This is a genomic window from Bradyrhizobium sp. 139, from assembly GCF_023074175.1.
In the GTDB taxonomy this organism is placed as follows: domain Bacteria; phylum Pseudomonadota; class Alphaproteobacteria; order Rhizobiales; family Xanthobacteraceae; genus Bradyrhizobium.
In genome coordinates this window covers 105,417-117,881 of record NZ_JADPKS010000126.1, presented here as the reverse complement: position 1 = coordinate 117,881, position 12,465 = coordinate 105,417, and the positions used below count along the sequence as shown (strand labels likewise).

General features: G+C 64.7%; 16 protein-coding genes. 6 read left to right on the top strand and 10 right to left on the bottom strand.

Translation table 11 applies throughout. The annotated features are described in order from the left end of the window. Positions 1-113: 113 nt before the first annotated feature. From IVA80_RS29005 to IVA80_RS28980, 6 genes are all read right to left on the bottom strand, one after another. Entirely contained in the window at positions 114-893 is a 780-nt protein-coding gene (locus IVA80_RS29005; RefSeq protein ID WP_247437996.1) for an ABC transporter ATP-binding protein, read from the bottom strand. Continuing rightward, positions 881-1,936, bottom strand: a complete 1,056-nt coding sequence (locus IVA80_RS29000; protein ID WP_247437994.1) for a dihydrodipicolinate synthase family protein — start codon at positions 1,934-1,936, stop codon at positions 881-883. Before IVA80_RS29000 ends, IVA80_RS29005 begins: the two co-directional genes overlap by 13 nt. A gap of 6 nt (positions 1,937-1,942) precedes the next feature. Next, entirely contained in the window at positions 1,943-2,764 is an 822-nt protein-coding gene (locus tag IVA80_RS28995; RefSeq protein WP_247437992.1) for a GNAT family N-acetyltransferase, read from the bottom strand. Continuing rightward, positions 2,751-3,788, bottom strand: a complete 1,038-nt coding sequence (locus tag IVA80_RS28990; RefSeq protein WP_247437990.1) for an NAD-dependent epimerase/dehydratase family protein — start codon at positions 3,786-3,788, stop codon at positions 2,751-2,753. The genes IVA80_RS28995 and IVA80_RS28990 overlap by 14 nt, the downstream gene beginning before the upstream one ends. 32 nt (positions 3,789-3,820) lie before the next feature. Beyond that, positions 3,821-4,591 (bottom strand): ABC transporter permease, encoded by a 771-nt coding sequence (locus IVA80_RS28985; protein WP_247437988.1) that lies wholly within the window; start codon positions 4,589-4,591, stop codon positions 3,821-3,823. Positions 4,592-4,673: 82 nt separating this feature from the next. Next, positions 4,674-5,321, bottom strand: a complete 648-nt coding sequence (locus tag IVA80_RS28980) for a TetR/AcrR family transcriptional regulator (protein ID WP_247437986.1) — start codon at positions 5,319-5,321, stop codon at positions 4,674-4,676. 100 nt (positions 5,322-5,421) lie between these two features. Between IVA80_RS28980 and IVA80_RS28975 the strand changes: the two genes are divergently transcribed. The 5 genes from IVA80_RS28975 to IVA80_RS28955 all read left to right on the top strand — a co-directional run bounded on the left by IVA80_RS28975 (position 5,422) and on the right by IVA80_RS28955 (position 8,926). Continuing rightward, positions 5,422-6,429: an ABC transporter substrate-binding protein gene (locus IVA80_RS28975; protein ID WP_247437984.1), complete on the top strand. Its 1,008-nt coding sequence runs from the start codon at positions 5,422-5,424 to the stop codon at positions 6,427-6,429. Between the two features lie 272 nt (positions 6,430-6,701). Beyond that, positions 6,702-7,400: a septum site-determining protein MinC gene (minC, locus tag IVA80_RS28970; protein ID WP_247437983.1), complete on the top strand. Its 699-nt coding sequence runs from the start codon at positions 6,702-6,704 to the stop codon at positions 7,398-7,400. A 21-nt stretch (positions 7,401-7,421) separates the two neighbouring features. Further along, the gene (gene minD / locus IVA80_RS28965; RefSeq protein ID WP_247437981.1) at positions 7,422-8,237 is read left to right on the top strand and encodes a septum site-determining protein MinD; all 816 of its coding nucleotides are present in this window, start codon (positions 7,422-7,424) and stop codon (positions 8,235-8,237) included. Continuing rightward, the gene (gene minE / locus IVA80_RS28960; RefSeq protein ID WP_247437979.1) at positions 8,234-8,515 is read left to right on the top strand and encodes a cell division topological specificity factor MinE; all 282 of its coding nucleotides are present in this window, start codon (positions 8,234-8,236) and stop codon (positions 8,513-8,515) included. The genes minD and minE overlap by 4 nt, the downstream gene beginning before the upstream one ends. Before the next feature lie 225 nt (positions 8,516-8,740). Then, the gene (locus IVA80_RS28955) at positions 8,741-8,926 is read left to right on the top strand and encodes a hypothetical protein (RefSeq protein WP_092026124.1); all 186 of its coding nucleotides are present in this window, start codon (positions 8,741-8,743) and stop codon (positions 8,924-8,926) included. A gap of 22 nt (positions 8,927-8,948) precedes the next feature. Here the strand turns inward: IVA80_RS28955 and IVA80_RS28950 are convergent, their stop codons facing one another. After that, positions 8,949-9,209, bottom strand: coding sequence for a hypothetical protein (locus IVA80_RS28950; RefSeq protein ID WP_247437977.1), 261 nt, complete (start codon positions 9,207-9,209; stop codon positions 8,949-8,951). Between the two features lie 110 nt (positions 9,210-9,319). Continuing rightward, positions 9,320-9,709, bottom strand: a complete 390-nt coding sequence (locus IVA80_RS28945; protein ID WP_247437976.1) for a hypothetical protein — start codon at positions 9,707-9,709, stop codon at positions 9,320-9,322. Between the two features lie 127 nt (positions 9,710-9,836). Between IVA80_RS28945 and IVA80_RS28940 the strand changes: the two genes are divergently transcribed. Then, entirely contained in the window at positions 9,837-10,622 is a 786-nt protein-coding gene (locus tag IVA80_RS28940; RefSeq protein ID WP_247437975.1) for an SDR family oxidoreductase, read from the top strand. Here the strand turns inward: IVA80_RS28940 and IVA80_RS28935 are convergent, their stop codons facing one another. Further along, on the bottom strand, positions 10,623-10,853 hold the full coding sequence (locus IVA80_RS28935) for a hypothetical protein (RefSeq protein ID WP_247437974.1): 231 nt from the start codon (positions 10,851-10,853) through the stop codon (positions 10,623-10,625). Between the two features lie 397 nt (positions 10,854-11,250). Beyond that, positions 11,251-12,270: a hypothetical protein gene (locus IVA80_RS28930; RefSeq protein WP_247437973.1), complete on the bottom strand. Its 1,020-nt coding sequence runs from the start codon at positions 12,268-12,270 to the stop codon at positions 11,251-11,253. Positions 12,271-12,465 lie beyond the last annotated feature (195 nt).

Sequence of the window (12,465 nt, the reverse complement as noted above, 5' to 3'; positions counted from 1 at the left end):
CAGAAAGCTCGGCTGATCCCGGCTGACACCGGTCTTGAAGGTACGATTCGTCATGCCGAATCGTACCTTCCTTCGCTATAAGAATCTTGCCCAGTCTCTGCGCTCCATCCGGGCTACTGGCTGAGACCCAGCTTCTCATAGATGCGCCGCGCATAGGCACCGAACGCGTCGGTCGTCTTGAGCGGAAGGTCGCGCGGGAAGGGCAGGTCGATCGGGAAATAGTCGGCCATCTTCGCGGGGCCCGCCGTCAGCACGGCGCAGTGCGAGGACAGGAACACGGCTTCCTGGATCGAATGCGTGACGAAGACGATGGTTTTGCCGCTCTCGCGCCAGATCCGCAGCATCTCCAGATTCATCTGCTCGCGCGTCAGCGCATCCAGCGCGCCGAACGGCTCGTCCATGAGGACCAGCTTGGGATCGTGAATGAAGGCGCGCGCGATCGCGGTGCGCTGCTGCATGCCGCCGGAGAGCTGCTGCGGGTATTTCTGCTCGTAGCCGGCAAGCCCGACCAGGTTGAGCAGATCGCGCGCCCGCTCGCGTGCGGCCTTGATCGGCAGGCCGACGATCTCGGCCGGTAGCAGCACGTTGTCCAGGATCGTCCGCCATTTCAGCAGTAGCGCCTGTTGGAATACCATGCCGACGTCGCGGGTCGGATCGAACGGGCTTTTGGCGTTTCCGATCTTCACCATGCCGCCATCGGCGCCGTGCAGGCCGGCCAGGATCTTCATCACCGTGGTCTTGCCGCAGCCGGAGGGGCCGACCAGCGAGACGAGCTCACCCTCCTGCACGTCCACGGTGACGTCGGACACCGCCAAGAACTCGGCGCCGCCGCTGCGATAGATCTTTCGGACGCCTTGCAGGCTGATGAAGGGTTCGGCGCTCATGCCAGCCATTTGTTCAGGTTGGCGGCGACGAAAGCATCGTCGCTGAGGTCGGCGTGCTCGCGATAGACGCGGTCGATCTCTTCCTTCTGCCCGGGGCTGAGGCCCTCGTTCGGGTCAAGGCACCACAGGCCCTGCATCAGGCCCTGACGCCGCAGCACTTCGTGGCAACCGGCGATGCAGCCGTGAAAATTGTTGGCGACATCGAAGAAGGCGCTGTTGCAGTCGGTGACGCGGGCATCGAGGGCGAGCAGATCGGCCGGCACGGCATCTTTGTGCCGCGCCGCCTTGCAGCGCTCGAACTGCTTGATCGCGCTCGCCGTCCAGACCGACCAGTGGCCGAGCAGGCCGCCTTTGAAATAGGTGCGCGTGGTGATGCCGTTGTCGCGCAGGTCGAACGGCAGCACCAGATCGAGCAGGATGTGATCGTCATTGCCGGTGTAAAGCGCGACGCGGTCGAGCGCGCCGGCTGCCGCGACGCCGCGCAGCACATCGAGAGTTCTGTAGCGGTTGAACGGCGCGATCTTGATAGCAATGACATTGTCGATCGACGCAAAACGCTGCCAGAACCGGCTCGACAGGACGACACCGCCCACGGCCGGCTGGAGATAGAAGCCGACCAGCGGGATTTCAGCGGCGACCGCCGTGCAATGCGCAATGATTTCGTCCTCGGAGGCGTTCTTCATCGCGGCGAGGCTGAGCAGGCCGGCGTGGTAGCCGATATCGCGCGCGGTGCGGGCTTCTGCGGTCGCCTGCTGGGTCGGGCCGGCGAGCCCCGCGACCATCGCCAGCGGACGCTTGGTCCAATTCGCTGCGGTCTCGGCGGCGAGCTCCAGCACCGGCCGATAAAGGCCGACGTCGCGGATGGCGAACTGCGTGGTGTGCACGCCGACGGCAAGGCCGCCTGAGCCCGCATCGATGTAGTAGCGTGTCAGTGCGCGCTGATGCGTCTCGTCGAGCTGGCGCTCGGCGGTGAGCGCGAGGGGATGCGCCGGCAGCACGGTGCCGCCCGCGATCAGCTTGCGGATATCGCTGTTGATCTGGCTGTGGTGCATATTGTCCTATCCGAATTCAGGGCCGGCGACGGCGAATGGCATGTCCGCGCCCGCGGCGGTGGCGGGGCCGAACCGCATGCGCTGGAACGGCCGTTCAATGGTCCAGCCCGACGCGGTCAATCCTTCAAGGAACGCGCCCTGCGACGCGACGGCGTCGAGCAGAAGCGGATGGTCTTGCGATTGCGCGATCGCATTGGCCAGGTTCAGCGCGGCCGCGGCGTGATCGGCAAACAACGGGCCGATATGGCGCGCGGTTCGGCCCTCCCGCACCAGCGCGATGGCGCCGTTGGCAGAGACGATACGCGAGCCCGAGCGCTGAGCGAAGGCTGAGAGGACGGCGCTCCGGTCGAAACCGGTGACGCGGCGGTCCCGCGCGCGAAGCGCCTCGAGCGTCGCTGACGAAGGTGGCTGCGTGGCCAGTTGAGCGGATTTCACCAGCCTCAGCCGACGCAATTGCAGCGTCGGCGTGAATCCGAGCGGCCCGTAGACGGCGGCGCCGTCGGGCGTGGCGTCGAGCCAGCTCGTCAGGCCGTTCTTTCGCGCCGTTTCCAGGCAGGCGTCGACGAGGCACGTAGCAAGGCCGCGGCGGCGGTGCGTTGCCGTCACCAGCACCATGCTGATCCAGGCGTTGTTGCCGGGGTAAGGCAGCAAAGCGGCCGTGGCGACCAGTCGCGCGCCGTCGCGTATGCCGAACACGACCCCCTCGTGCAGGAAGACGCGCCAGTCGTCCTCGGTCTGGTTCCAGTGCGCTTCCGTCGATAGCACGAGCCCGGCTGGCGCATGCTCGACGCCGAGCTTGATAACGGAAGGACCGTCAGTAGCGTCCATCGCGTACCTCGTATTTGGTGGGCTTGCCGAGGCTTGGCATGGCGCGGGACACCCAGTCCGCGGTCCAGGCGATCAACTGCTCGGTATCGACCACCGGCGGGCCGAACAGCTCGACCGCTTTCGACGTGTCGGTCAGCCATGCCGTCGGCTCTTCCTTGCCTGTCAGCACCGGCGTGCGGCCGAAGCGGGCGCCGAATTTTGCCGCGAGATCGCGCGCCGCGAGGATCTCGTGGCCGCTGACATTGATCGGCGAAGTCGGCGCCGTGCAATGCGCGAGGCAACGCAGCGCCTGCGAGGACGCATCGCCCTGCCAGATGAAATTGACATGGCCGAGGCTGACGTCGATCGGCGTGCCCGTGAGCACTTTTGTCGCGACGTCGTGCAGCACGCCATAGCGCATGTCGATCGCGTAGTTGAGCCGGAACAGGCGGCCCGGCGTCGAGAACTTGCGCGAAAAATACTCGAACATGCGCTCGCGGCCGACGCAGGATTGGGCGTATTCGCCCGGCGGGTTCGGCGCCATGTCCTCACTCGAGCCTTTGCCGTCGACGGGCACGAAGGGATAGATGCAGCCGGTCGAGAAAGCCACGGTGCGCGACGACGGGAAGGCCTGCGCGACGAGGGCCGGCACATGCGCGTTCATCGCCCAGGTCAGCGACAGATCGCCCTCGGCGCCGAACTTGCGGCCGGCCATGAAGACGATGTTGGGCGCCTTCGGCAGCGCCTGAATCGCGGTCTCATCCATCAGGTCGCAATTGATCGTTTCGACGCCGCGGGCGTGCAGCCAGTCCTTCACGTTTGCGTCACTGAACCGCGCGACGCCGATGACGCGGCGATCGGGCACGGCCGCTTTGGCGAGACCCGCCAGCGTCGGTCCCATCTTGCCGGCGACACCGAGGATCATGATGTCGCCCTCGACCCTGTTGAGGTCGTCGATCAGTGCCTGGCTTGGCCGGCACAGGAGATCGTCAAGTGCAGCGATATCCGGAATGGTCTTCGGCAGCGTCTGGCGGGTGAGGAGCATGGGTTTGATCCTTGGTCTTAAGCCTGTCGTTTTCAAGTCTGTCTGGCGTCGCCGACCACGAACATGCGTTCGAGGACGAGGACCAGACCATAGAGTGCGACTCCAAGCAGCGTCAGCAGCACGACGGCCATGACCATGGCGGGCGTGTCGAGCGAGGACTGCACCTGGATCATGAGATAGCCGAGCCCACGCTCGGAGGCGATGAACTCGCCGACGATGGCACCGGCGACCGCAAGGATCGCGCCGACCTTCATGCCGGAGAAAACGTAAGGCAGCGATCCCGGCAGCTGGATCTTGCGGAACAGCGCCCAGCGCGAACCGCGCAGCGATTTGACGAGATCGAGCAGATCCGGCTCGACTTCGCGCAAGCCGCGCGCGGTGGTCAGCAGGATCGGGAAGAAGCAGATGCTGAAGGCGATCAAGATGTTCGGCACGATGCCGTAGGAGAACCAGACGATGAGGAGCGGACCGAGCGCGACTTTCGGGATCATGTTCAGCGTCACGAACAGCGGTAGCAGCACCAGGCTGATCAGCGGCGCCCAGCTGAAGATCACCGCGAGGGCAACGCCGACGAATGCCCCGAGCGCAAAGCCGCCGAGGATCTCGATTGCGGTGACCAGGGTGTTGGCACCCCAGGCGTAGCTCGGGGTGCCCAGCGTCTGCACCGTCGCGAGCGGGGAGGGCAGGATGAATTTCGGCACGTGGAAGGCATCCACCGCCACCTGCCACAGCACGAGCACGGCGAGGTGCACGATCAGGATGACCGCAAAGCTGCGCGAGGTGCGGGCCGCGTCTCCTGCCACCGATTGCTCCCTGTTGCTGCGGCCACCCTGCCGCTCGCGTCAGCCTAACCGGCCTCCGGGGAAGTTTCAACCAGTTGGTTGATTACAGCCGGAGTGATTGAAGCACCAGATCGGCGACGTGCCTGCGGCGGGCGCGCCGCGCGGCCCGGCTCGACAGGTCCTTGCCGAAGATCGCCGACAGCGTCGGTGTGTTGGAGAGATAGAAATAGCTGAGGCCGGCGATCGAGATATAAAGCTGGATCGGGTCGATCCCCTTGCGGAACACGCCGGCGCGGACGCCCTCGTGCAAGATGTGGGATACGCTCCGGACCAGCGGCGAGTGCATGGCCTCGAGCCGGGTCGAGCCGCGGACGTGGCGCGCACCGCCGCGGTTCTCGTCGTTCAGGAGCACGATGAAATCAGGATTCGTGGCGAGGTAATCGAACGAGGCTTCGATTAGCTTCCGGATCGCCTTTTCGGGCGGCAGGCCTTCGAGGTTGAGCTGGCGCTCCTGCTCGCGGATGTCGGCGTAAACCCATTCGAGGACAGCGAGATAGAGCGCGTCCTTGTCGCCGAAATAGTGGTAGACGAGCTGCTTGTTGACACCCGCGCGCTCGACAATTTCGTCGACGCGGGCGCCCGCAAAACCGTGGCGGGCGAACTCCAGGCGCGCCGCGGTGAGCAGCTTCTTGCGGGTGGCGGCAGGGTCGCGCCGCTGCGGCACGGTGTCGCCTGAACGTTTTGCGGGCATTTCCAACCAAACAGTTGACAAGTTGAAGGCGGGCTTGTTGCATTGGTATCCTCACATGGGGAGAGCGACAAGCCGGGTCGCGGCAACGAGGAGAGATGCGATGAAGCGTTTGCAGGCGGCGGGCTCGGCACTGGCTTTGACCCTGATGCTCGGTTTGCCGGCGACCGCAGGCGAGGCGGTCAATCTGATCCTGAACTGGACACCGACGGCCGACCATTCGCCGTTCTATTACGCCAAGGCGCAAGGCTGGTACGAGAAGGCCGGCATCGACCTGACCATCGAGGTCGGCAAGGGCTCCGGCGTCTCCGCCGCCAAGGTCGGCTCCGGCGGCTCGCCCTTCGGCATCGCCGATCTCGCCACCATGCTGGTGGCGAAGAGCAAAGGCGCCGACGACGTCGCGCTGATGAGCATCTATGCCAACACCGGCCAGACCTTCTACTGGCTCAAAAGCTACGGCGTGAACGGCGTCAAGGATTTTCCGAGCCACAAGATCGGCAATCCGCCGGGCGACGCCTCGCGCGTGATGTGGCCGGCGTTTGCGAAGGCAGCAGGCATCGCGCCTGATGCCGTCAGCTTCGTCAATATCGGGCCGACTGCGAAGATTGCGGCGCTGAAGAGCCACACCGTCGACATCATCAGCGATTTCTACAACGAGCACGATCTGAAGGTGATCGAGTTCGGACCCGATCTCGGCTTCGTCAACTGGAAGGACATCGGGCTCAATCCCTACGGCAATTCGCTGATCGTCAACGGCGCTTATCTCCAGAAGAATCCGAAACTCGTCGAAGAGTTCGTGCGCATCTCGCAGAAGGCTTTTGCGACTTGCGTTGCCGACGCTGCACCATGCCTGAAGGCGCTGCTCGACCAGGTCTCCGGTCTCGACAAGGCGAACCAGGAACGCCAGTGGGAGCGCATCAAATATTTGATGACCGACGAATTCACGACGACCAAGTCGCTCGGCTGGATCGAGGGCGAGCGGATGAAGAAGGACTACGAGCTGGTCCAGACCTATCTCGGCATGGAGAAGCCGTTCGACGTGACGACCGCGTTCACGACCAAGATGCTCGACCCCGCCATCAAAATGGATGCGAGCAAGGTGAAGAAGTAGGGGGCGCTGTCGCCCCATACTCCGTCAATGCGAGCGCAGCGAAGCAATCCGGAGTCCCTCCGCGGAAAGATTCTGGATCGCTTCGCTGCGCTCGCAATGACAATGTCGGGGCTGGTTGCGCGCCATATTGTCCGAATGTTGCCCCGGCGCGAGCCAGGACCCCATCCCCGCCGCCCAGCGCCAATCCACGTAACCTCACAGAGAAATTAACCGACCGTTAACCATATCCGCCGCATCGTTAACCATTCAATAAAGGGAACGAGTCGGCCGCTATGCAGGCTGCAGCAAAACCTCAACGCCAAATGGTGCGCCTGCGCGGGCGCTCCTATGTGGCCTTCGTGTTCGTACCGACGGTTCCGATCCAGGACTGGCTGCTGGAGATCGACACCACGATCGCGCGCTCGCCGGGCTTCTTCGCCGGCCGGCCCGTGGTGATCGATCTGTCCTCGGTCGATCTCAGCCAATCCGGCATCGGCCATCTGCTCACCAGCCTTCAGGACCGTAACATCCGCGTGCTCGGGATCGAGGGGGTAGAGGAGGGCCGGCTGACGCCGTCCATGCCGCCGCTGCTCTCGGGCGGGCGCAGTTGCGTGGTCGAGCCGAGCGCGCCCAAGAAGGCTGAAGTGAAGGCCCAGAGCAAGCCGACGTCGCTCCTGCTCGAAAACCCCGTGCGCTCGGGCCAGACCGTGATCTTCCCGGAAGGTGACGTCACCATTCTCGGCTCGGTCGGCTCCGGCGCAGAAGTCGTCGCCGGCGGCTCCATCCACATCTACGGCGCCTTGCGCGGCCGGGCCATGGCGGGCGTGAACGGGCACACGAGCGCGCGCATCTATTGCCAGAAGATCGAGGCCGAACTGCTTGCAATCGATGGGTTTTATCAGACCGCCGACGACATCGACGACGCCTTGCGCGGCCGGCCTGCCCAGGCCTGGCTGCAGGGCAACACCATGCGAATTACGGCACTGGACTGACCAGCAAAGGAGATACTTCAGATGAGTAAAGTACTGGTCGTGACATCAGGTAAGGGGGGCGTCGGCAAGACGACGACGACCGCCGCGCTGGGCGCCGCGCTCGCGCAACGCGGCGACAAGGTCGTCGTCGTCGACTTCGACGTCGGCTTGCGCAACCTCGACCTCGTGATGGGCGCCGAGCGCCGGGTCGTGTTTGACCTCATCAACGTGGTGCAGGGCGTGGCCAAACTGCCGCAGGCGCTGATCCGCGACAAGCGGCTCGAAAACCTCTGGCTGCTGCCGGCCTCGCAAACCCGCGACAAGGACGCGCTGACGGAGGAGGGCGTGGGCAAGGTCATCGACGATTTGCGCGCTCGCTTCGACTGGGTGATCTGCGACAGCCCGGCTGGTATCGAGCGCGGCGCCTCGATGGCGATGCGCTTTGCGGATGAGGCCGTGATCGTCACCAATCCCGAAGTCTCCTCGGTGCGCGATTCCGACCGCATTATCGGCATGCTCGATTCCAAGACGGTGCGGGCCGAGAAGGGCGAGCGCGTCGAGAAGCACATCCTCATTACCCGCTACGATCCCTCGCGCGCCGCGCGCGGCGAGATGCTGACCATCGACGACATCCTGGAAATCCTCGCAACGCCCTTGCTCGGGATCATTCCCGAGAGCCAGGACGTGTTGAAGGCCTCCAATGTCGGCACGCCGGTAACGCTGTCGAACGCGGACGGTGCGCCTGCGCGGGCCTATATCGACGCGGCACGGCGGCTGTGCGGCGACACCGTGCCGATGCAGGTGCCGACCGAGCGCAAGGGCTTCATGGATCGTCTGCTGCGACGGAGGGCTGCATGAGCATGGGTCTGCTTCGGCTTCTCCGCGGCAACAAGGCCTCTGCACCCGTCGCACGCGAACGGTTGCAGATCCTGCTCGCGCATGAACGCGGACTGCGCGGCCAGCCCGACTTGCTCGGCGTGCTGCGTGAGGAAATTCTCGCCGTCGTCTCCAGGCACGTCACGCTGGATCCGACCAAGGTCATCGTCCGGCTCGAGCGCGGCGTCGAAGTGTCGACCCTGGAGGTCGATATCGAGGTGCCCAACGATCTCGAGCGCAAGCGCGTGGCGGTCGCGTAGGGGACGCGGCCGAAGACTTCCAATTTGGGGTGGGTGAATAGGCGGTCCGCTGGGCATAGCGGACCGCCTTTGTCTTGCTTGGGTCTTGCTTGGGCGCCCGTTCAGGTTCCCGGGCCTGCCGATGTGATCGGCTGCTGCCGGAACAGGAGCTGCTGCGAAATCGTTGTTGGCGACCGCGGGACAGCCGAGCGATGCACCGTGGTTTGGTCAGACGGGAGAGCGCCCATGATGTCCGAGGTCCAGGTCCATACCGTTGCGCGGCAGATGCTCGAACAGCACGGCTTTGCTGCGATCGCGAAGGCCGCCGAGCAGGCCCAGGCCTGCGAGGGCCGCGGTGAGGCCGATGAGGCCAGGGAGTGGCGTCACATTGCCGATGCCATGAAGATCATGCGCGGGCCGGCCCATAGCTGACAGCCGGTAAGCGCGGGCGCGCTCAACGCTCCCCGCTGTCGGCGCCCTGCTGCGAAGTGCGATTCGAAGTGGGATTCTGGGTCTGCGGCTGTGGGCGTTCGCCTGTCGCTTTGCAGGGGAGCGGTTCCCACGCGCCGTCGGGCGTCTGCTGATAGGCACTACAGGATGACGAGGCGGATTTTTCCTCGCTTTTCTGGGCATCTGAATTCTTCGCCAGGGCGGGCGCGGTCAGCACCGTGACGGCCGCAAGTGCGCCGGCGAAAACGAAATGGATACTCCGCATGAGGGCTCTCCTGTTCGCATTCGGAGAGGCGGCATGGTGTCGAGGATTGTGACGATTGTTAGCCGCAGCTTCGGTTCTGCCGCGGCGTGCTTAACGCCGCGAAAGAGCGCCTAGCCGCCCTTGCTGCGGATCAGGCCGGCGAGATTGGTTTTCTGGGCCTCGCACCAGCCGGGCATGCCAAGACGGCGCTGGTCCATGTCGGTTGCCTGCGTCGCGACCGCGACCTCGGCCATCAAATCGTCGTCCTGCTTTTCGCCCATCTTGCCGCCGGTGTGCATCCAGGCGATTGCCTTGCGCACCTTCTCCGTGGTGCCGTCCGGCAGCTGCATCTGCTGCGCCTTCTGCACGAGGTCCTGATAGGCGAGATCGGTATTCGGGCATTCGACCCTGGCGGCGAAGGCCTGCAAGACCATCGTCACATAGGTCGAGCGTGGATGGTCCGCCGCTTGGGCCGGCGCGGCGAACAGCAGCAGACCCGCCATCAGGAAACCGGTGCGCATCCTTGGTATCTCCTCCGTTTTTTTGAAGGCTAGCGTCCGGCGGGCCGCTCCGCAATGGCGACGGGACGTATTTGTTGCTTCCCGGTGCGGTGCGCTATCGTGGCCGTCCCCGGCCCCGGAGAGCGACATGAGCCTGTTCAGCACGCCATTCGACCCCGCACGCGACACGGCGCTCGTCACCGGCGCAGGCAATGGCATCGGCCGCGCAATCGCGCAGGCGCTGGTCGGCGAGGGCGTCCGGACCATGTTCGCCGATGTGAGCGCGGAACGGGTGAGTGCGGCGACCGGCGCGAGCAGCAAGCCTGAATTGGCGGTGCGGTGGGTCGGCGATCTCGCCAGGTCAGACGCTTGCGATGCGCTGCTGAGCGCCGCACAGGCCGTGCTCGGTGGGGTGACGTATTTCGTCCACAGCGCATCGCCGCCGCGGCGGGAGTCCGATCATGCGCTCGCGGTCGATCGCAGGACATGGCAGGAGATGCATGCCGTCAATCTCGATGCCGGATTTCATCTGGCGCGCGGGCTGGCAGAACGGCTGATCGCGGCGAAACGGCCCGGCTCGTTCCTGTTTCTCACCTCGCTGCATGCGGGCACACCGCGCAACCTGCCGCATTATTCGACGGCGAAGGCGGGAATGGCGATGCTGGTGAAGGAACTCGCGAAGACGTTCGGGCGTCACGACATCCGCGTCAACGCGCTGGTGCCCGGCGCGATCGCGGCCGGCGGGTTCGTCGCGGACGCCTCGCTGGCGCGGCACATCCCGCTCGGACGTCTCGGCGAGGCCAAGGACCTCGCGCCGATGGCGCTGACAGTATTGTCGAACAGGCTCTCAGGCTACGTCACCGGCGCAGCCTTCGTCGTCGACGGCGGATTGTCGCTGACGAACTGGTTCGAGCCGCCGGTGCTGGACGAATAGCTAGCGTCGCCAGGCCGGCACGGGGTCGAGCGGCGTACGATAGACCTCGTTGTGATCGCGATCGGTGACGCGCACCGCGCAACCCTTCCGTTGCAGCTCCGGCTTCACTTGCGACAGTTCGGTGGCCAATTGATCGGCGCGATCGGAAGCGACCTCGATGTCTTCGAGGATGATTCCGCCCTGGTTCTTGAACTCTTCACCAACCACCAGATCGAAGGAGTAGTAAGGCATCTGAATTCCCCGGTGTGACGACCCAAGTCCTGAAAGTCTTGGCTACAAGTCTTCAACGGAAGTCTTCAACACATGACAGATGGTACCACTGAGTCGATCTTTATCGAATGCACCGGCCGCGCAATCTCTGTGCTTATGGCGCAGAAATGATGTGCAGCATCTGAGCCCGTTAACATTTTATTAAATATGTCAGCGCGATCATGAGGCATGGAATTGCAGCAGAACCGGGCTCCGGGAACCGGCAGCTGCACGAGAAGGCCGCCGGCATAAATCCCGACGGCCTTTTCTCCTGACGGAAGACGGTCATCGGTCTCCGTAGTCGCCCGGACTCAACGCGTCACGTCGAGTCGGACAGCTTGTGCGACGTACCGACAGCGACGCTGCGTTGGCGCTTGGTCTAGCGCAGCGGCATCGGCGGACGCACGACAGGTCCGTCATCATCGGCAACGGCTTGCGTCGTGGCGAGCGGTGCTGGCGGCGGCGCGCCCGCGGCAGCCTGCGAAGGTGCGAGCGGCGCGGGCGAATATGCCGGCATGTAGGTTTGCGACACGACCGGCTTCGGCTTGCGAACCGGCGGCGCCGGAGGCCGCGGCGGGAGCGTGGACGCGCGCGCGCGCGGATCGACCGGCTTGGCCTCAGCCACCGGCTTTGGCGCGGGCGGTTTCGCCATCTCGCGTGCCATCTGCTCCTGCCCGGTCTTCAACTCGGCGATGCTGGCCTTGAGTGCTTCGATCTGCTGCGCCATCGCTGCAAGATCGCGCGTCATCGATTCGACCGACTGCGCTGCATCGGGCTGTGTTGCGGCAGGCGCGGCTGCCGCAACCTGAACCGCAGGCGGGCTCGCAGATTGGTCGATCGTTTCATCCGCTGCAGCTTGCTCCGCGGGAGGCGCGGCCTGCGCGGCGGCGACCGGCGCCGTCTGCGATGTCGAAGGCAGCAGCGATGACAATGCAGGTGTCCATGATGACAATGCAGGCGTCCATTCGGCGAGCATCTGCTTGGCCGTGTCGCCATGTTTCTCCCAGGCGACGGTGGCGGCCGCGCTTCCGCCCGCGAACAATATGGTAACGAATGCGCCGCGTAGCCATTTGCCGGCGGAGGATCGCTTCTGCCGGTTGTGACCATCGCTGGCCGCGACGCGCACGGCAGTGTCGACCGAGGGCGCTGCCGCCTGCCGCTCCGAGACAGGACTGAACCTCGGCTCCAGATTAATCGTGGGCTGCGGCGCGAACTTCGGATTTATTTTGGGCTCCGGACGGGTCGCGATCTCAGGCGCGAAGGCGGGCGCAACGCTGATGGGGCGCGAAGCCAGCACCGTGTCGGGCGAAATCTGCACGGCGTCGTGCGGATCGTTGTCCTTGACCGTGTCCTTCACGATCTCTTCGACGATTTGCCTGGAGTTCAGCGTCGCGAGCATCGCAGCTCCTTTGAAGTATTGGTTTTGAAGTCCTGGTCGTCCGCATTGGCGCGAGCCGATCTGTTGAGGTGAACCCATCCCAAATCCCATGAGCCGAGCCCGAGCACGCACGAGTCCAGCCGGGTTTGACCAAAGCAAGGCGACGGGATGGAGACTGTGCGACGGTCTTCCGCCGTTTGTGGTGATGGAACCCGT